This is a genomic window from Salinibacter pepae, assembly GCF_947077775.1.
GTDB lineage: Bacteria > Bacteroidota > Rhodothermia > Rhodothermales > Salinibacteraceae > Salinibacter > Salinibacter pepae.
This window is the reverse complement of record NZ_CAMTTE010000001.1, coordinates 1509153-1529063: the sequence shown is the minus strand read 5'-3', so window position 1 is coordinate 1529063 and position 19911 is coordinate 1509153. Positions and strand designations below refer to the sequence as shown.

The 19911-nt window shown below is 69.2% G+C and carries 17 protein-coding genes; 5 read left to right on the top strand and 12 right to left on the bottom strand.

Features of this window, described 5'->3' with window-relative positions:
* Positions 1-20: 20 nt before the first annotated feature.
* The 6 genes from OJA40_RS06315 to nagB all read right to left on the bottom strand — a co-directional run bounded on the left by OJA40_RS06315 (position 21) and on the right by nagB (position 8041).
* Positions 21-1025: a sugar phosphate isomerase/epimerase family protein gene (locus OJA40_RS06315; protein WP_208427058.1), complete on the bottom strand. Its 1005-nt coding sequence runs from the start codon at positions 1023-1025 to the stop codon at positions 21-23.
* 51 nt (positions 1026-1076) lie between these two features.
* Positions 1077-2489 (bottom strand): Gfo/Idh/MocA family protein, encoded by a 1413-nt coding sequence (locus tag OJA40_RS06310; RefSeq protein WP_208427064.1) that lies wholly within the window; start codon positions 2487-2489, stop codon positions 1077-1079.
* Between the two features lie 84 nt (positions 2490-2573).
* Complete coding sequence (locus tag OJA40_RS06305) at positions 2574-3338, bottom strand: 3-keto-disaccharide hydrolase (protein ID WP_263810137.1); 765 nt, start codon at positions 3336-3338, stop codon at positions 2574-2576.
* Between the two features lie 107 nt (positions 3339-3445).
* Positions 3446-4621, bottom strand: coding sequence for a Gfo/Idh/MocA family protein (locus tag OJA40_RS06300; protein WP_263810136.1), 1176 nt, complete (start codon positions 4619-4621; stop codon positions 3446-3448).
* Between the two features lie 374 nt (positions 4622-4995).
* On the bottom strand, positions 4996-5964 hold the full coding sequence (locus OJA40_RS06295; protein ID WP_263807928.1) for a sugar phosphate isomerase/epimerase family protein: 969 nt from the start codon (positions 5962-5964) through the stop codon (positions 4996-4998).
* 109 nt (positions 5965-6073) lie between these two features.
* A complete protein-coding gene (gene nagB, locus OJA40_RS06290) occupies positions 6074-8041 on the bottom strand; it encodes a glucosamine-6-phosphate deaminase (RefSeq protein WP_263807929.1) in 1968 nt (655 codons plus the stop codon).
* A 266-nt stretch (positions 8042-8307) separates the two neighbouring features.
* Between nagB and OJA40_RS06285 the strand changes: the two genes are divergently transcribed.
* Positions 8308-10041, top strand: a complete 1734-nt coding sequence (locus tag OJA40_RS06285; RefSeq protein WP_263807931.1) for a GMC family oxidoreductase — start codon at positions 8308-8310, stop codon at positions 10039-10041.
* Positions 10042-10142: 101 nt separating this feature from the next.
* The gene (locus OJA40_RS06280; protein WP_263807932.1) at positions 10143-10769 is read left to right on the top strand and encodes a gluconate 2-dehydrogenase subunit 3 family protein; all 627 of its coding nucleotides are present in this window, start codon (positions 10143-10145) and stop codon (positions 10767-10769) included.
* A 198-nt stretch (positions 10770-10967) separates the two neighbouring features.
* On the opposite strand, the gene OJA40_RS06275 is transcribed toward OJA40_RS06280, so the two are convergent.
* A complete protein-coding gene (locus OJA40_RS06275) occupies positions 10968-12101 on the bottom strand; it encodes a hypothetical protein (RefSeq protein ID WP_263810135.1) in 1134 nt (377 codons plus the stop codon).
* Between the two features lie 229 nt (positions 12102-12330).
* Here OJA40_RS06275 and OJA40_RS06270 point away from each other — a divergent pair, with 229 nt between their 5' ends.
* Together OJA40_RS06270 and OJA40_RS06265 are read left to right on the top strand one after the other, a co-directional pair.
* A complete protein-coding gene (locus OJA40_RS06270) occupies positions 12331-13593 on the top strand; it encodes a hypothetical protein (protein WP_263807934.1) in 1263 nt (420 codons plus the stop codon).
* Between the two features lie 53 nt (positions 13594-13646).
* The gene (locus tag OJA40_RS06265; RefSeq protein WP_263807935.1) at positions 13647-14303 is read left to right on the top strand and encodes an ABC transporter ATP-binding protein; all 657 of its coding nucleotides are present in this window, start codon (positions 13647-13649) and stop codon (positions 14301-14303) included.
* Positions 14304-14329: 26 nt separating this feature from the next.
* Here the strand turns inward: OJA40_RS06265 and OJA40_RS06260 are convergent, their stop codons facing one another.
* From OJA40_RS06260 to OJA40_RS06250, 3 genes are all read right to left on the bottom strand, one after another.
* Positions 14330-15613, bottom strand: a complete 1284-nt coding sequence (locus OJA40_RS06260; RefSeq protein WP_208427172.1) for an alkaline phosphatase family protein — start codon at positions 15611-15613, stop codon at positions 14330-14332.
* Positions 15614-15700: 87 nt separating this feature from the next.
* Positions 15701-16489, bottom strand: coding sequence for a hypothetical protein (locus tag OJA40_RS06255; protein WP_263807936.1), 789 nt, complete (start codon positions 16487-16489; stop codon positions 15701-15703).
* A 4-nt stretch (positions 16490-16493) separates the two neighbouring features.
* Positions 16494-16781, bottom strand: coding sequence for a PLDc N-terminal domain-containing protein (locus OJA40_RS06250; protein ID WP_263792360.1), 288 nt, complete (start codon positions 16779-16781; stop codon positions 16494-16496).
* A gap of 134 nt (positions 16782-16915) precedes the next feature.
* Here OJA40_RS06250 and dusB point away from each other — a divergent pair, with 134 nt between their 5' ends.
* Positions 16916-18109, top strand: coding sequence for a tRNA dihydrouridine synthase DusB (gene dusB / locus OJA40_RS06245; protein WP_263807937.1), 1194 nt, complete (start codon positions 16916-16918; stop codon positions 18107-18109).
* Positions 18110-18330: 221 nt separating this feature from the next.
* Here dusB and OJA40_RS06240 read toward each other — a convergent pair whose 3' ends face one another.
* Positions 18331-18807, bottom strand: a complete 477-nt coding sequence (locus tag OJA40_RS06240; RefSeq protein ID WP_208427174.1) for a nucleoside deaminase — start codon at positions 18805-18807, stop codon at positions 18331-18333.
* Positions 18808-19069: 262 nt separating this feature from the next.
* Positions 19070-19903 (bottom strand): HDOD domain-containing protein, encoded by an 834-nt coding sequence (locus tag OJA40_RS06235; protein WP_263807938.1) that lies wholly within the window; start codon positions 19901-19903, stop codon positions 19070-19072.
* Positions 19904-19911 lie beyond the last annotated feature (8 nt).

Below are 19911 nucleotides of genomic sequence, written 5' to 3'. Positions count from 1 at the left end.
GCGTGGGGGGCAGGCGGGAACTATGCCTCCCCGAACGCCTCCTCGAACCCGGCGTCGGCGGGCGGGAAGTCGACGGCGCGGACCCGCCCGAGGGCCTCTGCGGCCCCGTGCTCCCGCTCCATGCCACTGTCCTCCCACTCGATGGAGAGGGGGCCGTCGTAGCCGATTCGGTTGAGGCGACGAATGATCGCCTCGAAGTCAATCTTGCCGCGGCCGATGGAGCGGAAGTCCCAGTAGCGCTCCTCGTGGCCGAACGGCAGGTGGCCGCCGAAGACGCCCGCGTCCCGCCGCCCGTCGGCCCACCAGACGTCTTTCATGTGGACGTGGTCGATGCGGTCGGCATACCGGTCCAGAAAGGCGAGGTAGTCGGCGCCCTGGTAGCCAAAGTGGCTGGGGTCGTAGTTGAAGCCGAACGCCGAGTGGCCGCCCAAAGCGTCGAGGGTGCGCCGGGCGGTGCTGAGGTCAAACGCAATTTCGGTGGGGTGCACCTCTAGGGCGAACTGTACGCCCGCGTCCGCGAAGGCGTCGAGGATGGGCGTCCACTGCTCGGCAAACGCCTCGTACCCCTCGTCGATCGTCGACTGCGGGGTGGGCGGGAAGGCGTACAGCAGGTGCCAGACGGGGGAGCCGGTGAAGCCGGTCACCACGTCGACCCCGAGCGCGCTCGCCGCCGCGGCGGTGCGCTTCAGCTCCTTGGTGGCGCGCCGCGTTACGCCGTCGGGGTCGCCGTCGCCCCACACGCGCTCCGGCAGCACGTCCTCGTGGCGCTCGTCGACGCGGTCGCTCACGGCCTGGCCCACCAGGTGCTGGCTGAGGGCCCAGACGTCCAGGTCGTGCGCCGTCAGTTGGTCGCGCTTTTTGCGGACGTAGCCGTCTTCGTTAGCGGCCCGTATGGGATCGAAGTGATCGCCCGCACAGGCCAGTTCCAGGCCGTCGTAGCCCCAGCCCGCGGCCTTTTCGGCGAGGGTGCTGAGGGGCATGTCGGCCCACTGTCCGGTGAAGAGGGTGACGGGGCGGTAGGACATCGGGACGATGGGGCCTGATCGAAGAAGGAGGACGATGGGGGCGCCGGGGCGCTACAGCGACCACTCCCCGCGGTAGTCCCGGCGCAGGTACTGCTCCGCCGCCGGCGCGTTGGGAATTTCCATCGAGCGCGGGTCGTACCGCACCGGGGTGCCGGCCTGGAGGGACACCCCCCCCAGAAGGAGCGTCTCCGTCAGCGGGGCCGCGTAGTCGAAGGGACAGGTCGCCTCGGCCCGCCCTTTGCAGGCCTCCACCCAGTTCATCTGATGGCTCGTGCCGACGCGGGGCAGCTGCCGAGGGGCATCGCTGTGCTGGCCCTCCAGGCGCCTGGGGTAGAGGCGCGGGTTCCGGCCGTAGGTGTCGTGCATCAGAATGCCCTCGTCCCCGATCCAGATTGCGCCGCCCCAGGACGGCGGGGGCCCGTCCTCGTCCGCGCCGAGCTCCCGCACCAGCGGCACGTCGTTCGGGAGGGCCTGCGGGCGAGGCGGCAGGAGGCCGCCGTCGTACCAGGTCAGACGGACCGGATCCCGCCCGCCCCGCCCGAACGTGTAGTGGACCGTCTCGGCGGTGGGCCAAGAGACCCGCTCGTCGCCGTCCCGGCCGAAGGCGTTCGAGGAGCCCCACACCTCCGTCGGGGCCCCCAGGTCGAGCGCCCACATCGCGTGGTCGATGAGGTGCGCCCCCATGTCGCCGAGCGCGCCGGTGCCGTAGTCGACCCATCCGCGCCAGTCGAACGGATGGTAGGCCTCGTGGTAGGGCACCTCCGGGGCCGGGCCCAAGAAGAGGTCCCAGTTGACCGCATCGGGGATGGGCATCGATCCTTCTGGGCGAGAGACGCCCTGCGGCCACCAGCGGGCCGGGCGGTCGGTCCAGGCGTGAATCTCCTGCACTGCGCCGATGGCCCCGTCCCACACCCACTCAATCGCGCGACGCCCGTCCGGATGGGTGTGCCCCTGATTGCCCATCTGGGTCACGACGTCCATCGCGTCGGCCGTTTCCATCAGCGTCCGTGCCTCCCGGACGGTTCGGGTCAGCGGCTTCTCGACGTAGACGTGCAGTCCGCGCTTCATCGCCTCCTGCGCGGCGACGGCGTGGAGGTGGTCCGGGGTCGAGATGACGACCCCGTCGATTTCGTCTTCCAGGTCGTCGAACATGCGGCGGTAGTCGGTGTAGCGCTCGGCCTGCTCGTACGCCTCGTGCAGGGCCCCGAGCCCGTCCGCAATGGTGCCGTTGCCGTCGCGCAGTGACTGGTCGACGTGGTCGAAGTCGATGTCGCAGATGGCGACGATGTTCTCGCTCGTCATCGCGTTCATGTTGCTGGTGCCCCGTCCCCCGACGCCGATGCCCGCGATATTGAGGGTGTCGCTCGGGGGCTGGTGGCCGGCGCCGCCCAAAACGGGGCGGGGCACCACACTGAGGCCCGCGGCGGTCAGGGCCGATCCTTTCAAAAACGTACGTCGGTCCATCGTGTCGGCGTTTTTACTGTATCGGTGGCTGTGGCGGAACGGTCGTCGTGGCAAGAGGGGCGCGTTCCCAGAACAGGACCGGCGCTAGAGCTCCTTGATCTTGATGTTGCGGAAGTGGGCCGTCGTTCCGTGGTCCTGAAGGCCAATGTGTCCCTCCCGCGCGTCTCCGAACTCCGGGTGGGTCCGAAACTTGCTGTCGCGAATCATCCGGTACCAGCCGGGGGTCCACGTCTCGTACTCCAGCACCTTCTGGCCGTTGAGCCAGTGCTCAACGTGGCCGCCCTCGGCGACGATCATGACGTCCTGCCACTCGCCGTGGCCGGAGAACGTCTGGGGATCGGCCGGGATCAGGTCGTAGAGCGATCCGGCCTTTCGGTTGCCGTTTTCGCCCCGGCCTGCGTCCGGGTGATTGGCGTTGTCCAGGATCTGCATCTCCGGGGCCGACCAGTAGATGGGCTGGTCCGGCTGCTCGATGGCGCGGTAAAAGATGCCGCTATTGCCGCCCTCGGAGATCTTCCACTCCAGCTTGAGGACGAAGTCCTCGTACGTCTCGGTCGTGATGATGTCACCCCCCGATCCGCTCACGCCCCCATCGGCGCCCTCGATAGTGAGGACGCCATCCTCGATTTTCCACCCGGTATCGGGGAAGGCGTCATCGTTGTATCCGCGCCATCCCGCGGCCGTCTTCCCGTCGAACAGCAGCGTCCAGCCGTCGGCCCGTTCCGCCGGCGTTAGTGTGTTGGGGGCGTCCATCTCCTGCATCTCCTGAGCGCCCGCGGGGGCGGTTAGAAGGAGGGCGGACGAGAGTGCGATAAGGATCGTGGCTGCGCGCATCGTGCGTCTGGTCATGGTGGGCAGTACAAGGGTCGTGAGACGAAAACCGTGTATGCGTTCGGGCGTCGATCCGACCCGGCCGGTCGACGGCCGGAGGAGAATGCGAAGCGAAATATGAGGACTCATCTGCGTGGGGGCGTGTAGCTGGCGTCGACCCAGGCCGCCTGCTCGCTGCTTTCGAGTGCGGTGTGGATGAAGTGGACGCCGGCGGCCCCATCCTGCACCGTCGGGAAGTCTCGGGCCCACGGTTCGGGCTCCACGCCGGCCTCGTGGGCCGCGATGGCGCGGGCCGCGCTCCGGTAGAGGTTGGCGAAGGCCTCGATGAAGCCCTCGGGGTGGCCCTGCGGGGTGCGGACGAACGGCTGCACCGAATCGGCGAGGGAGGCGCGGCCGTGGCTGTAGATTTGTTGCGGGGCCTCGCCGTTGATGTCGGTGAGGAGGGTGAGCCGATGCGGGTCCTCCTGGCGCCAGTCGAGCCCGGCCTCGGTCCCGTAGACGCGCAGGCGAAGGTTGTTTTCCTCCCCGGCCGAGATCTGCGAGACGTGAATGAGGCCGCGCACGCCCCCTTCGTAGCGGGCCAGGATGCTGGCGTCGTCGTCCACGGGGCGCCCCTCCACGACCGTCCCCACGTCGGCACACATGCGCTCCAGCGACAGGCCCGTGACGTACCGGGCCAGGTGCTCGGCGTGGGTCCCGATGTCGCCCAGCGCGCCGGCGCCGGCCTTGTCCGGGTCGGTGCGCCACGAGGCCTGCTTGTTGCCCTCCGCCTCAAGCCGCCGGTTCAGCCAGCCCTGCGGGTACTCCACTACGATCTTGCGCAGGTCGCCGAGGCGGCCCTGTTCTACGAGCGCCCGGGCCTGCTTCACCAGCGGGTAGCCGGCGTAGTTGTGGGTCAGGCAGAACACCACGCCCTGCTCGTCGACGCGCCGACACAGGTCCTCGGCGTCCTCGAGGGTGGTGGTCATCGGCTTGTCGCAGATGACGTGGAAGCCCCGGTCGATAAAGGTGCGGGCCACGTCGTGGTGCAGGAAGTTGGGCGTGACGATGGAGACGACGTCGATGCCGTCGGGCCGCTCGGCCTCCGCGTCGGCCATCTCCTCGTAGGTGTCGTAGACCCGGTCGGGGTCGAGGTGCAGGTTGTCGCCCTGGCGTTGGGACTTCTCGGGGGCGGCGGAGAAGGCCCCGGCGACGAGGTCCATCTCGCCGTCGAGGGCGGCGGCGGAGCGGTGCACGGCGCCGATGAAGGCCCCGGGCCCGCCCCCCACCATGCCGTAGCGAATCGTGCGATTGAGGGCCATGAGGGGAAGGGAGGTGAGTGAAGCGGGTGTCGTCGAGAGGGGAGGAAAAAGGGGGAAGCGTCCCGCCCTGCCCGACGTCCTGCAGTGCTGCTTCGCCACCCGGCGTCTTCGTGGGAGGTGACGAGACAGAGGGAGCGAGAAACCAGCGCGGAGGGAGCCGCGCGCAGCGAAATGGGGTGGCGTCCCCGAGACGGCGGGCACCGACGCCCGGACGGCCATGCATCGCCCGGTCAAAAGTCGCACGTCATCCCTTCAATCTCAAACGCCGATCATATCTTCGCATAGGGGGGCACGTGTCTGGCGGGCGGCCGGCGCGAGATGGGCCCCGGGTTCGAAGGCCCCGCCGGCGGTCCGTTCGCTCCTTTCTCGGCTGTTCAGGTATATTCACTTTCAAGCTGGTCGCGCACGTCCACGAGAAGCTGCTTCGTTGCCCGAATGCCCGCCCGCTCGCTCCGCCCGTCGCCCTCGTACTCGATGCCCACGTGGCCCCGATACCCCGCGTCGAGCACGATGCTCATTAGCTTCGTGTAGTCGAGGGTTGCCTCCCGTCCCCGGTCATCGAAGCCGTAGGCCTTCGCGCTGATGGCCTGTGCGTGGGGCATGAGGGCGCGGACGCCCTCGTACGGGTCGTACGACGTTCCCTTGCGGATCTGCCAGTTGCCGAAGTCCGGGAGCGTGCCGCAGCGCTCGTGGCCGACCTCGTTCATCACGCCGGCGAGCCACTCGCCGTCGGACGAGAGGCCGCCGTGGTTCTCGACGAGCACGTTGACGTCCCGCTCGGCGGCAAACTCGGTGAGGCGACGGAGCCCGTCCGCCGCCCGCTTTTGCTGCTCGGCGGGCGCCCCCTCGCCCATCGTCTCTGCGTTTACGCGAATCGAGTGGCACCCGAGCGTGGCGGCGGCCTCGACCCACTTGTGGTGGTTTTCGACGGCGGTCGTGCGCTCCGCGGGGTCCGGGTGTCCGAGGGCGCCCTCCCCGTCGCACATGATGAGCAGGCCCTGCACGCCCGCGTCTTCGGCGCGCGCCTTCATTGTCTGCAGGTACTGTGCGTCGGTCGCCCGGTCCATAAAGAACTGGTTGACGTACTCGACCGCCCCGATGTCGAACGCCTCACGGGCCGTGCGGGCGAAGTCGAGCGGGTCGAGGTCGCCGTCGAAGAGAGCCCGGTGGAGGGACCACTGCGCAAGGGAGATCCGGTAGAGAGGCCCGCTCCCCGCGGCAGCCCTCCCGCTTCGGGCCGTGTCGGGGGCGCGGGCAGAGGCCGGCCCGCTCACAGGGAGGGCGGTGCCGAGGGCCAGGGCGGCGGAGGCTTTCAGGAACGCGCGTCGGCTCGAAGCAGGCATGGGGACGCAATTCTGATCGAGGGAGCACCGGGGCGGCTACGCCGCGTCGGGGCGACGGCCGAGTCGTGCGTGTTTGCCTCGGGGCGGGGCGGCAGGGACGCGGGGCCCATCAGGGCATGTCGTAGGTCGTCACGAACGCCTCGGCGGCGTAGAATTCCGGGAGCCCGAGGCCGTTCAGGGCGTCGGCGGTGTCGCGGTTCCGGTCGCGGGCCCGTTCCCAAAATTCGCGGTCGTCGTAGGCGCCCGGAAACATCGCCCGGTCCTTCTGGCTCTCGTGCTTGAAGATGGCCTCGACCTTGCGGTCGAGGTCCGCCTTAGAGAGCGGCACGAACACATCGGCCTCGTGGAGCGGCCACTCCTGCCAGGCCCCACGGTAGAGCCACACGAGGGGCTGAGGACGGGTGGTCTCGTTCGCCGTGGGGGCCTCGGCGTTGGCGCCCGCCGGCACGGTGGCGTCGTCGTTGTACTGGCGGAGGGCCTCCTTGATGGCCTTGTAGCACATTCGGTGCGTGCCGTGGGGGTCCGAGAGGTCGCCGGCCACGAAAATGTGGGTGGGCTCGACCTCCGTGAGCAGGTCGTGCACCACGTCCACGTCGGCCTCCGTAATCGGATCCTTGCGGACGCGCCCCGTCTTGTAGAAGGGCATGTCCAGGAACTCGGCGTGGTCGGCGTCTAGGCCCATGACCTCGATCGCCGCGATGGCCTCGCCGTACCGGATGTGGGCCTTGAGGGTCTGCACCGCCGACGGGTCCACCTCCGCCGGGTCCTTCGTGGCAAAAAAGGTTTCGATCTCCTCGCGCCGGTCGCGGAAGCCCGACAGGTCCTCGGGGCGCATGTTGAGCGCGTCGCTGCTGAGGCCGACAAAGCGGAGGTAGCGGCGCACGTCGGCGTCGAAGACGGCCACCGACCCATTCGTCATGTACGAGACGGTGATGTCGTTGCCGTTGGACACGAGCTTGTCGAACATGCCCCCCATCGAGATGACGTCGTCGTCCGGGTGCGGGCTGAAGATGAGGACGCGCTCGTCGGAGAGCAGGTTTTCGCGGTACGTGATGCGCTGGCGCAGGTCCTCGAAGACCTCCCGGGCCAGGTCGTCGACGTCGTCGTAGCGGTGAACCAGGCTGTGGAGCTGGTTCTGGTAGTAGTCGGACGCCTCGAGGCGGGGGATCGGGGTGTCGAGCGTCTCGGACAGCCAGATGACGGCGCGCTTGGCCTTCTGGTCGGTCCAGTCGACCTCGCGGACGCGCCACGGCATCTTCTCCCGCGTGAGTTCGCCCGCGGCCGCCCGGTCGAGATAGAAGGTCGCGTTGGGGTGGTCCTGCAGGTAGCTGGCCGTCACTTCGCGGGAAGGGGGCTTCTCCACCGCCCGCTTCACGATGGGGGCCTTGTGCTCCCCCGTGGCCATGAGCACAATCTCGTCGCAGTCGAGGATGGTGCCCACGCCCATCGTGATCGCCTCCTGGGGCACGTTGGCCTCCCCAAAGAAGTCGCTCGCGGCGTCCTTGCGCGTGATCTCGTCGAGAATCACCTGGCGGGTGCGCGTCTGCCGCCCGGAGCCCGGCTCGTTGAAGCCCACGTGGCCGGAGCGCCCGATGCCGAGCAGCATGAGGTCGATGCCGCCGGCCTTTTCGATCTCGTGCTCGTACTCCACGCAGTGGCGCTCCACGGCGTCCGGCGGAATGTCGCCGCGGGGAATGTGGATCTGGTCTTCGGGGATATTGACGTGGTTGAAGAAGTTCTCGTCCATGAACCGGTGGTAGCTCTGCAGGCTGCTCGGGTCCATGGGGTAGTACTCGTCGAGGTTGAACGTCACCACGTTCGAGAAGTCGAGCCCGTCCTCCCGGTGCATGCGGATGAGCTCCTGGTACACGCCGATGGGGGTGGACCCGGTCGGCAGGCCGAGAACCGCCCGCTGGTCGACGGCCTGCCGTTCCTCAATGAGGGTGGCGATGCGCCGGGCCACACGATGGGCCATCTCGGCCGGATCGTCGAAGATGAGGGTCTCGACCCGTTCGTGTTGTGTGTCGGGCCGGGTGGCCTGTTCGGAGGCGTTGGCCGGAGGGGCGTACGAGTCCATGGCTCGGGGCGGCGGTGGTTCGGGGACGGAGGAACGCGCGGTGAGACGCAGTGCTCGGACCGTGTATGATAGAAGACGAGACCCGCCGTAACAATATGGAGAGAAGTTCGGGACCGCTTCCAGATTGCACAACGCCTGGAACCGGTTCCAAATGTTGGGGCACTGCCCTGGGCCGGGATATTTGGTTGCGTCTGAATCCACCCCGTGATTACCTTCTGCAAGGCGCGTTGCCCTTCCTACGTCTTTTCCTACGTCTTTTTGCCTGCATGCCGTTTGTTCAGGAACCCCCCGACACCTACGATGTCTGCATTGTTGGCTCCGGCGCGGGGGGCAGCATGGCCGCGAAGGTCCTGGCGGAGGCCGGGGCCAACGTTGTGGTCCTGGAGGCCGGCCCGGAGTGGAGCGTCGAGGAGGACGGGGCGATGTTCGACTGGAACTACGCCTCGCCCCGCCGGGGGGCCTCGACGACGGCGCGTCCCTTCGGGGAGATGGACGCGTGCCTTGGGGGATGGGACATTGAGGGGGAGCCGTACACGACCGCCGAGGACACCAACTGGAACTGGTTCCGGGCCCGGATGCTGGGCGGGCGCACCCACCACTGGGGCCGCATCTCCCTCCGTTTCGGGCCGGACGACTTCAACGGGCGGAGCGTCGACGGCCACGGACAGAACTGGCCCATCGACTACCAGGACCTGAAGCCCTATTACGACCGGGTCGACCGGCTGATTGGCCTCTTCGGGTCGGAGGAGGGGGTTTACAACGCCCCCGACGGCATCTTTATGGAGCCCCCCGAGCCCCGCTGCTACGAGAAGTTTATCAAGAGCGGGGCCGAGGACGTTGGCATTCCGGTCATCCCGTCCCGCCTCTCGATCCTGACCGAGCAGCACAACGGCCGGGCGCCCTGTCACTACTGCGCCCAGTGCAATCGGGGCTGCACGACGCACTCGAACTTCTCGGCGCCGCCGGTGCTGCTGGACCCGGCCCTCCAGACCGGCAACGTGACCCTGATCACCCACGCGATGGCGCGGGAGGTGACGACCGACCAGGAAGGGCAGGCCACCGGCGTCTCCTACGTCGACACCCAGAGCCGCCGGGAGCAGAAGGTGAAGGCCGACGTGGTGGTCCTCGCCGCCAGCGCGTGCGAGTCGGCCCGCCTCCTGCTCAACTCCACCTCCCGCCAGCACCCCAACGGCCTGGCCAACTCCAGCGGCGCGGTGGGGCGCTACCTGATGGACTCGACGGGGTCGACCATCATGGGGGTGGCCCCGCAGCTGATGAACCAGCCGGCCCACAACTGCGACGGGGTCGGGGGCATGCATTCCTACATTCCGTGGTGGGCCCACGACCAGGACCTCGACTTTCCGCGGGGCTACCACTTCGAGCTGTGGGGCGGGCGCGGGATGCCGGGCTACGGCTTCGGCAGCGGCATCCAAAACCTCAACGCCATGTTTCCCGGCGACGAGGAAACCAAGAAAAAGGGCGGGGGCGGCTATGGCCAGCAGCTCAAGAACGACTACCGGCGCTTCTACGGGGCGACGGTCGGGATGTCCGGGCGGGGCGAGTCGATTGCCCGCCGGGACAACTACTGCGAGATTGACCCGGACACGCGCGACGAGTACGGCATTCCGGTCCTGCGCTTCCACCACTCCTGGGGGGAGGAGGAGTACCTGCAGGTCAAGCACATGCAGGAGAAGGGGCGAGAGATTCTGCGATCGGCCGGGGCCGAGCCGCTCGGCTCGGTGCCGAGCAAGGACGACGGCTACGGCATCACCATGCCGGGCGAGATCATCCACGAGGCAGGCGTGACCCGAATGGGAACGGACCCGGACACCTCGGTGCTCAACGCGCAGTGCCAGGCCCACGACGTGGACAACCTGTTCGTGGCCGACGCCGGGCCGTTCACGTCGATGCCGCACAAGAATCCGACCTGGACGATCCTTGCCCTCTCGATGCGCACCTCCGAGTACATCATCGACCAGCGCAACAAGGGCAACATCTGAGCCGCCTGCGTCCCCGAGACGGAGGGCGCCCCCGCCGCGCGCCCTTCACCCTGAGCATTCTCGTCCGCACGTCGTTTCCTCACCCCTCCCCCCCGACTTCCATGAACGACCTCAACCGCCGAGACGCCCTCAAGATGCTGGGCCTGATGGCGGCCGCACCCACCTTCAGCGTGGCCTGCTCCCCCGAAGACGTGCAGCGGGCCCGTGAGCAGCAGGCCGAACAGGCCCCCACCCGGCCGGCGCCGCAGGACTACGACCGTCAGCTCCTTACCGACCACGAGTTTGAGACCGTCCGCGTGCTGACCGACTGGATCATCCCGGCGGACGACCGCTCCGGCAGCGCCACGGATGCGGGCGTGCCGGCGTTCATCGACTTCATCCTGACCGACGAGCAGCTGCCGGACCGGGACGAGCAGCAGGCGGCCTTTCGCGGGGGGCTGGCGTGGGTCGACTACACGTGCCTCGACCGCCACGGCACCCCGTTCGTCGAGTGCACCGAGGCCCAACAGCAGGGGCTGCTCGACGACATCGCGTGGCCGGAGGCCGCCGCGCCGGAGATGCAGCCGGGCGTCGAGTTCTTCAACAGCCTCCGCGACCTGACCGCCTCGGGGTTTTTCAGCTCGAAGATGGGAATGGAAGACCTGCAGTATCGGGGCAACCAGTTTGTGGCCGAGTGGACCGGCTGTCCCGACGAGGTGCTTCGGCACATCGGGCTGGAGACGGCGTGAGCGCCGGGGGCCAGGGCCCACCGGCGGCCCAGGGGCCGCCCCCAGCGTGCGAAGGGAGCGAAGAAGACAGGGGGCCGCATCACAGGGGGCCGCACCACAGGGGGCCGCATCACAGGGGGCCGCATCACAGGGGGCCGCATCACAGGGGGCCGCATCACAGGGGGCCGCACCGAAGGATTGCGGGCACGCCTGTGGGGCTCAGCGAAAGGTCGCCTCGATGGCATTGGTGAAGTGGACCGCCGCGTCGCTGTAGATGTTGACCTGGTAGGGCCGAAATACGTCGTCCGAAATGATCTGGGAGGCGTCGCTCCAACTGTCCACCGTACGCAGGCGCTTCAGCACGCGGCGGTAGGCGTCCCGGTCGCCGTCGAAGAGGGCGTCTACGTACACCTCGCGCTTCGGCGTGTGCGACGGCCCAAACACCTCCCGTTCCAGGGCCGACAGGGCATCGTCGGGGTCGGAGGCGGTCGACCGCCCGTCCGACGACGAGGACGAGTCCGCACCCGGAGGGGGAGAGGACGCGCTCGTCTGCCTGGATCCGTCTGAGGGACGCTGCTGGAACTGGGCCCAGAGGGGCTGGGCGTCATCGTTGGACGCGTCGGTCTCGGTGCGGCGCGGGCGGGCGTCCTGCTCGAACTGCTTCCACATCGGTGTGGCTTCGGGGGCGGCCTCCGACGAGGAGTTTGACTGCGGGGCGGAGGCCTCGTCGGTCGGCCTGTGGAGGTCGGTGGCACAGCGGGCCGTGTCGAAGAGGGGATCGAGCAGGTCGAGCCAGCGGTCCGCGTCGAAGTCCGCCGTCATGCGCTCGTCGACGCGCCGGAGGACACGCTCAAAGGCATCCGGGGTGAAGGCGTCCCGGTCTTGCTTGTCGGCGAAGGCCTGCACGGCGTTTCGAAGGTGGGCGTACGGCCCAAAGAAGCGCATGCGCCACTGCACCTGGGGCACCGGCACCGCCCCGGCGGCGTCCTCGAAGACAAAGGCGCGCAGCGTCGGGACGGGACGCACGAGGTAGTTCGTCGTGCGGCGGGCGGCGGTGCGGAGCGTGTCGGTCCACTGGTCGCGTGGCACCTGTAGGTGCTGCTCCGTCGCGTTGAGAAACGCATGGGTGGCCTGCTCCATCTCCGGGTGGTCGTAGTCCACCCAGTCGGTCCGCGCCCGGCGCAGCTGGCGCGCCTCGCGCCGATGGTGGTGCCGCAGGAGGTGGGTCAGGTAGTGACGGAGGGGCCCTGGCATCGCGTCCGTCGCCCAGTCGGCCTTCGTGTAGGCCTGGTCGGCCGGAAACGTGTCGAGCAGGCGCTCCGAAAGGGCGTCGGCGAGCGAACGCGTGGACATGAGGGGCGCAGCGGGCAGTGCGGGAAAATGTGATGTATCGTGGCGTGTACACGCGTGCCGGAGGAGAGGTTTTCGAGAAGGAAGAACCTGTCCCATGTTCTTGGAACATGGCGTCCCCGAGGCGCGAGACGCAACATTTGGTCTGATTTTCCCGGGGGCGGATGGACATGAAGGCCCGCTCGGCAATACGTTGCTTTCACCGCCAACCGCCGAAATCGCCCTGCCCCTCGTGCTTTCTCGTTCCCTGCCGGCCCCGATTCGTCACGTCCGCGGGGGGGCGTCCCGGCTCGCCTACGGACTGCTCCTGGGGGTGCTGAGTGCGGCGGCCCTGCTGCTCGCTGCCGGGGCCGATCCCGGGGCGCGGGCCGCTGGGCTTCGGCTGTGGGCGCTGGCGGGGGCGGGGGTGTTTGCCGTGGCGCCGCCGAACGTGCTGTTCCCGGACCCGAACGTCTCGATGCTGCAGCGCCTGAACTGGTCGCCCCCGCGGCTCCTGCGCTACCAGGCGCGCCGGCTGGGGCCGCTCGTCTTGCTGGCGGCGGTGCCGGCCGTTCTGGTGGCGTACGGGGACCCCGGCAGCCCCCTCCAGCACCTCGGCGTGAAGACCGTCGCCCTGGGGCAGGGGCTCCTCCTAATTGGGGGCGCCGCGCTGGACAGCTTCGTCCACTTTGCCACCCTTGGGGCCCGGTCGCAGGCCTGGCACGAGGGCCGGGCCGGGCAGTGGTACGCCCGGGCCGTGGAGGAGCAGGGCCAGGGGATTAGTCTCCCGCGGGGGTTGGTGCCCGCCCTCTTCGCCACCACGCGGTGCTTCGCGGTGGGGGTTGGCGTCGTGGTGGCCACCGCGGCGGCCGCGGCCAATGGATTGCACGGACTGGCGTGGGCGCCCGGCCTCCTCCTCGTGGGCTCGGCGGGCGTGCGCCTGTGGCGGTCGCGGGCCGCGTACGATCGACATTTCTACCACACCACGGCCTTCTACGCGGAGGTGCTGGGCGGGGGCACGGTGGCGGCCACCGACCGCGACCCGGTGCCGTACGACGCGCTCTACTGGGTGCCGGCACGGTGGCGCCCGGCCACCTGGGCCAGCATCCGGCAGCTCGACCGCCGCCTGCCCCTCGGCCGCCTCGTGGCCGTGGCCCACCTGGGCCTCTGGCTCTTTTGCATCCGCGGGGGGGCGCCGGCCTTCATCACCGGGTACCTGACGCTGGTCTTCACCGGCCAGGTCGCCGCCTGTGCGGTGCTGGGGACCCCATCGGCGGCGCCTCGCCCCTTTCAGCGTGCCCTGCAGTCGGTGGGCGACTGGATCGGCACCCGCACGTTCGTCAACCTGCGCTGGTTTGGGCCGCACATGGGCAGCCTCGCGCTCGTGGTGCTGTTTGGCAACACCTACGGATGGGCCTGGGTCGGGACCTGGGCGGCCGTCCATGTCGGGCTCTCGGTGGCGGCGGCCACGGCCGTCACCCTCGCGACGGAAGGATCGGTGCGCTCCGCCGCGTAGCCGGCACCGCGGCCCCAACTGCCCACCCCTTTTTCTCCACATCGACTCGCGCTATGGCCGACACCCTTACCCTCGACGCCCTGTCCAAACGGTACGGCGACGGGCCGCCCGTCCTGTCGGACCTCTCGCGGTCGTTTGATCCGGGGACGCTGACGCTCCTCGTGGGGCCCAATGGCGCGGGGAAGACCACGCTCCTGCGCCTGCTGGCCGTGCAGGCCTACCCCACGGACGGGGCGGTGCGCTACGGCGAGATTAACGTGCACGACGCGCCGTACCGGTACCTCCAGCAAGTGGGCCTCGTCCACGCGGGGCCCGAGCTGCCGGAGCACCTCACGGCGGTGGAGCTGCTGGAGTGGATCCTGCGCAGCCGGGGGCACTGGACGGACGACGAGGGCCCGGCCCGGATCGCGACGGTGCTCGGCCGCCTCCGGCTCGACGAGCGCCGCGAGAACCTGATCGGCACCTACTCCAGCGGCATGACGCAGAAGGCGCAGGTGGCCGCCGCGTTCGTGGCCGAGCCGGCGGTCGTGCTCATGGACGAGCCCCTCCGCAGCCTCGATACCGCCACCACCGAGGCCACCGTCGACCTCATAGACGAGTTTGTGGCGGACGGCGGGCTCGCCATCGTGGCCAGCCACCTCACGGACGCGCTCCGCCCGCTCGCCGACGCGGTGGTGCGCCTCGGCGAGGAATCGCCCGTGTCCGCCTAGGACGTGTCCCCGAGGCGGCCGCCGAGCTACTCCGCCGTCCGGGCGGACGCCGGGGACAGGAGCGGCCGGGCCGCCTCCAGGCGCCCGTCGTTGGGGGCGGGCTCCACATCGAGAAGGGTGCACATCAGTTCGTAGAGGTGGAGCAGGGACAGTTGATCGACTGTCGTATCGCGCCGAAACCCGGGCCCTTGAGCGGCGAGCAGCGTGTGCATGTTCTCGGATCGAGGGTCGTAGCCGTGCGTGCCGCCGCCGGTCCACCCCGGATTCGCCCGCAGCCAGCGCCGGGTGCGAATGCTCCACCGGTCGTCGGCCACGGCGATCACGGAGGGAATGCGGCGGTGGCCCTCGAAGTGGAGCGTGTCCGGCAGCGTGCCGCGCCGGTACGCCGAGAGGTGGGGGGCGTGGTCGAGCGCCGTCACCACCGAGTCGGCCGGTATGCCGGGCCGGGGCTCCATCATGGCCACCGGGTTCCGGGCGGTGAGCCGGACGTCGTCGGGGTCGATGTAGTCGTCGAGCACGATGGTGCGGTCGCGGGCCGTGGGGCTCATGCCGTGGTCGCCGGTCACCATCACGTTGACCGCGTCCGTGAGGCCCCGCGCAGCGAGGCCGTCGAGGAGGCGCTGGATGAAGCCGTCGACCTCCCGCAGGGCCGTGGCGACCGAGTCGGAGCGCGGGCCGTGCCTGTGCCCCTTCGTGTCGACGCGGCTGAAGTAGAGCGTGATGAGGTCGGGGCGGGTGTCCGCCGGGCGATCGAGCCACTGCAGGGCCTGGTCGACCCGGGCGGGGCCGGGCACGCTGCCGTCGTACTCGAACCACTCGGTGGGCCGCGTGTCCTGGACGGGCGCCTCGGAGCCGGGCCAGAAGTACGTGGCCGCGGTGCGCCCCTGCTGCTCGGCCGTGACCCAGATCGGCTCGCCGCCCCACCAGTCCGGGTTCATCACGGCCTCCCGGTCGCTGAGGCTGAACGAGGCGTCCATCGCCGGGTCGTACATCGTGTTCGCGATGATGCCGTGGCGGGACGGGTGGAGGCCCGTGACTGCGCTGTAGTGGTTGGGAAAGGTCTTGGTGGGAAAGACCGGCGTGAGGTGATCGACGTGGGCCCCGTCCTCGGCGATCCGCGACAGGGCCGGCGCCCCGTGCAGGTCGAGGTAGTCCCAGCGCAGGCCGTCGATGGAGATCACGATCAGGGGCGCCGGGGCGTCCTCCGCCGCGGGGGGCGACGAGGGAGACGGCGCCGTCGACTGGCATCCGGGGCCAAGGGCCGGAAGGACCAGGAGAAGGACGATCGTCAGTGAGCGTCGGATCGGCATTGTGTGGGGAGTGGGAAACAGACAGTCACATCGTCCAGGCGGGCCCCGTCGGCACGGTTCGCGCGCATCGCCGTGACGGAATGGGGGTCATTCTGAGCCCTCGCAGTACGCGGCCGTCGAGTACGTGGCCCGGACGATGCCGGGCTTCCCGGGGCGCAGCACGAACTCGCTGGGCCCCACCTCGTCGGTCGAGGGGTGCCAGTCGTAGGTGTAGCCGAGCCCGGTGAAGGGGTAGCCGTCCGGGCCGTAGGAGGTCGCTTTCAATTCCCGAAACCAGTCCTGGTGCGCGTCGCTGACCGGCACGTGCGTCTGGGGCTTGGGCGGACGCAGTTCGCACTCACGGTCCGTCACTTCGGGGTCGGGACAGGGGCGCACGAGGTCCTGGGGGCGGACCCAGAGCTCCACGAAGCGGTCGTGGTCCGCGTCAGGTGGGAGGCCGAGGCGCTGGGCAAGGCGGAGCTGGAGCCGATCCCCGGTGCGGTCGGAGGCGCGGCAGAACCGTTTGAGGGCGGGAGCGGCGGTCACCCATACGTCCCGGTCGGCCGTCACCGTGTCGCCCCCCGTGGCGGCGGGGAGGGGGGCGGCCCCGCTCCAGGTCACCACGAGCACCTGCCGCGTCGAGTCGGCCGGGGCGCGCCAGACGAGCGAGTCGTTGTACGGGGCGAGGGGCGTGAGGGTGGTCGCAATCTCCGACGGCTCCGCCGTGCGGGCGTCCGCGATGGCGGCCCGGTACTGCGCCGCCGGGTCCGGCTCGGTCACGGCACGGGGCCCGCCGCAGGCCATCATCAGCAGGCCCGCCGCGATTGTGGCGACAGCCCCCCAGCCCCCGGCGGCCCGGCCGGAGGTCCACGCGTGCATTTCCGGGCGGCTCTCCATGGGGCTACTCGCGACCAAAGATAAAGTACAGGATCACCCCGAGCACCGGCGCGAAGACGATCAGGAGCGCCCAGACGACCGTGCTGGTCGTGCTCCGGGTGCCGTCGCCGAGCAGGTCGACCAGCGCCACGAGGTCGAGCACGATGATGACGGTGCCCCAGAAGCCCCAATTGCCGATCGACAGACGCTCGATGAGGTTGGGGCCGCCGCAGCCGGTGAGCAGAACCGCGAGCGGCGCGAGCAGGCCGAGCGAGAGCAGACGGAGGCGGGAAAAGCGGGGTTCGTCGGACATGAAGGCCAGAAGGTCAAGGAGAAAGGGGCCGTGCATCCAACCTACGAATGAGCGACCGGAATGGGTACAGCTTCTCGTTAAACGTTCGAACGTTCAACGTTTCAACGTCGTCCCGGAACCACTGTCCACACCCGGTGCGTTTTCAACGTCCAAAGTCCATTGCCACAACCCGGATCGTCCTCGTCTCGATGCGCATCGGCCACCTCGACTTTGACGACCGGCCCCTTTTCCTCGCGCCCATGGAGGACGTGAGCGACCCGCCGTTCCGCATCCTCTGCAAGCGGTACGGGGCCGACATGATGTACACCGAGTTCGTCTCCTCCGCGGGGCTCCTCCGCGAGCAGGAACACGAGCACCAGAAGCTGGAGATTTTCGACGAGGAGCGCCCCATCGGCATCCAGGTGTGGGGCGGCGGGATCGACGAGGTCCGCAACGCGACGCCCATGGTCGACGCCGCCGGGCCGGACGTGATCGACATCAACTTCGGCTGTCCGGTCCGCAAGATCGTGCAGAAGGACGGCGGGGCCGGGGTGCTGCGCAACCTTGACAAGATGCGCAACATCACGGCGGCGGTGATGGAGGAGGCCACCCGGCCGGTGACCGTCAAGACGCGCCTCGGCTGGGACGACGACTCGATCCACATCGTGGACGTGGCCCGCATGCTGGAAGACATGGGCGTGGCGGCACTCACGGTGCACGCCCGCACCCGCGAGCAGAAGTACAAGGGCGACGCCCGGTGGGAGTGGCTCCGCACGATCAAGGAGGAGGGCACCCGCGACATGCCATTTATCGGGAACGGGGATGCGCTGGACCCGGAGGCCATCGAGGCGATGTTCGAGGAGACGGGCGTCGACGGCGTCATGCTGGGGCGCGGCGCGCTGGGCAACCCGTGGATTTTTGACCGGGCCAAGAAATACATGGAGACCGGCGAGCTGCCCCCGCCCCCCGACTGGGAGGAGCGCGTGCAGGTGGTGGCCGAGCACCTGTCGCTCAAGTGCGAGTGGCTGGGCGAGCGCACCGGCGTGATGGAGATGCGCAAGAACTACAGCAGCTACTTTAAGGGCTTCCGCAACGCCTCCACGCTGCGCCACGAGCTGATGCAGCCGGAGACAAAAGAGGGGGTGCTGGAGGTGATGCTCAACTTCAAGCCCGACGCGCCGGACATCCAGGTGCCTGCCGCCAAGCTGCCGGAGGAGACCGCCGACCCGGACGCGGTGGACACGAAGAAGCCCGACGTGCCGGACGACCTGCCGTCGCCGGGCGGCGACGGGGCGTCCGAGGAGGTGGGCACGAAAAAGGCCGAGTTGCCGGCGTCGATGGCCTCGTAGGTGGTGGATCGCGTGGGGGCGACGCCCGCCCGCCGCTGCATCAGGCGTCCTCCCCTCGACGCCGAGAATCCTTCCCGCCGCCGACCGACAGGCACGGCAAAGCGCCGGGCATCACCGTTCAGTTGCGGAGGGCTCTGGGCGTTTTCCCTGCCGGGCAGACATGGACGCCTGGCCCGTCGTCTCCGTAGACAGCCTGGGCATCCACGCCGCAGGGGCCAGGGCTACTGGAGGTCGAACACCGCCGCGGCCTCGTCTTCCAGTACGGGACCGATTACCTCGGCCTCGTGATTGCCCCGCGCCAGCACCTCCTCGCAGGGAAGGGCCAGCTGGCGCCCCGCGTCGCCCTTCATCTCGTAGAGCCGCTCGGCGCGCAGCCCAAACACGACGCGCCGGATGCGGGCCCAGAAGATCGCCCCGGCGCACATCGCGCACGGCTCTGTGCTTGCGTAGAGGGTGGCCTTCGCGAGCCGCTCCGGGTCATACTCCTGAGAGGCGGCGCGGACGAGATTGGTTTCGGCGTGCCCCGTGCAGTCCCCCGTGCGGCCCTCCGTATTGCCGGCGCGGTCCAGAACCGTCCCGTCCGGGCCCACCAGCACGGCGCCAAAAGGCGGATTGCCGGCGTCCTGGGCCGAAATGGCTTCGTCGATGGCGGCCCGGACGAACCGCTCGTGATCGAGGGCGTCGACGGAGTCGGACATACAATCGCACAGCCATACTACACGAGAAGAAAAGGGATGGGGCCCTGAAGGCCAGGCCGACGGCCATGGCCCGCAGTTCGGGCTCAGTAGCGTGGGCCTCGTTCTGGTCAGCGCCGCTCCCGAGTGCCCGCCATCTACGCAGACGGGACCGACCGCGTTCAGTCGGCCGGTGCTGACGATGCACACCGCGCCCGAGTCGAATACGGGCCGACCGGTGACATCGAAAAGGCCAGGCCGTCCTTCCTCATCGGCCCGGGACCCGTCAAAAGCCGCCCAGGTTTGCGGCGTAGTCCGTCGCGTCCTCGGCGGCCACGGCCACGGGCTCTTCCGACAGAGACATCTCGTCGGTGGGCAGGTCCTTCGGGAGCGCGAGCGGCTCGTTGCTCAGGTCACGCTGGGCCAGGGCGCTCCCCGCCCGAACGGCCACTGCCAGCGTCCGCCGTCGGCCCGTCGGCGGCCCGGACAGGTCGATGGCGCGGTGTAGGACCGAGCAGATGCGGTCGGAGAGGTTCCAGTGTTCGCCGGCGCGGCGGGCGAGGGTGCGATGGCCCTCCCCGAAGAGGCGCCGCTCATCCCCCACCTCGGGAAGAGCGTCGTCCTGCCCATCGGCCAGCGGGGCATACTGGGCCGGGGCGGAGTACAGAAGCACGAGGCGGCCCATCACGTGGAGGAGCCCCACCGAGAAGGCCAGGCGCGCCCATTCGTCCGCCAGGTCGAGCTGGCGGGTCAGCTGTTGGGTGAACCGGCCGGTGAAAATGGCGGCGTGCATAATGCGGTCGAGAAGGCCCGTGTGGTTCGTGAGTTGGTCCCGCATTTCGTTGGCGCCCTCGAGAATGACGATCGACGTCACCTCGACGAAGCCGAGAAGGCGCACGGCCTGCTCGATACTCTCGACCTCGTGCCGCAGGCCGTAGTACGCGGAGTTTGCCCGGCGGAGGACATTGAGGGACGCCGACGGACACTGCTTGACGACTGCGATCAGCGTCTCGGGATCGGTCTGTCCGGACGCGACCAACTCCTCTACCGCCTCGATCGCAGAGGGGAGCGTGGGAAACTTGGCCTCCAATGCTTCGGTCTCCACGGCGCGTGTGTTCATGGTCGGCA

Bases quoted from the DNA above. Each gene is read 5' to 3' on its own strand.
- OJA40_RS06240 (WP_208427174.1), bottom strand. From the start codon at position 18,807: ATGTCCGACTCCGTCGACGCCCTCGATCACGAGCGGTTCGTCCGGGCC.
- OJA40_RS06295 (WP_263807928.1), bottom strand. From the start codon at position 5,964: ATGCCTGCTTCGAGCCGACGCGCGTTCCTGAAAGCCTCCGCCGCCCTG.
- OJA40_RS06305 (WP_263810137.1), bottom strand. From the start codon at position 3,338: ATGACCAGACGCACGATGCGCGCAGCCACGATCCTTATCGCACTCTCG.
- OJA40_RS06285 (WP_263807931.1), top strand. From the start codon at position 8,308: ATGCCGTTTGTTCAGGAACCCCCCGACACCTACGATGTCTGCATTGTT.
- OJA40_RS06235 (WP_263807938.1), bottom strand. From the start codon at position 19,903: ATGAACACACGCGCCGTGGAGACCGAAGCATTGGAGGCCAAGTTTCCC.
- OJA40_RS06265 (WP_263807935.1), top strand. From the start codon at position 13,647: ATGGCCGACACCCTTACCCTCGACGCCCTGTCCAAACGGTACGGCGAC.
- OJA40_RS06275 (WP_263810135.1), bottom strand. From the start codon at position 12,101: ATGTCCACGCGTTCGCTCGCCGACGCCCTTTCGGAGCGCCTGCTCGAC.
- OJA40_RS06315 (WP_208427058.1), bottom strand. From the start codon at position 1,025: ATGTCCTACCGCCCCGTCACCCTCTTCACCGGACAGTGGGCCGACATG.
- OJA40_RS06300 (WP_263810136.1), bottom strand. From the start codon at position 4,621: ATGGCCCTCAATCGCACGATTCGCTACGGCATGGTGGGGGGCGGGCCC.
- OJA40_RS06310 (WP_208427064.1), bottom strand. From the start codon at position 2,489: ATGGACCGACGTACGTTTTTGAAAGGATCGGCCCTGACCGCCGCGGGC.
- OJA40_RS06255 (WP_263807936.1), bottom strand. From the start codon at position 16,489: ATGGAGAGCCGCCCGGAAATGCACGCGTGGACCTCCGGCCGGGCCGCC.
- OJA40_RS06280 (WP_263807932.1), top strand. From the start codon at position 10,143: ATGAACGACCTCAACCGCCGAGACGCCCTCAAGATGCTGGGCCTGATG.
- nagB (WP_263807929.1), bottom strand. From the start codon at position 8,041: ATGGACTCGTACGCCCCTCCGGCCAACGCCTCCGAACAGGCCACCCGG.
- OJA40_RS06250 (WP_263792360.1), bottom strand. From the start codon at position 16,781: ATGTCCGACGAACCCCGCTTTTCCCGCCTCCGTCTGCTCTCGCTCGGC.
- OJA40_RS06260 (WP_208427172.1), bottom strand. From the start codon at position 15,613: ATGCCGATCCGACGCTCACTGACGATCGTCCTTCTCCTGGTCCTTCCG.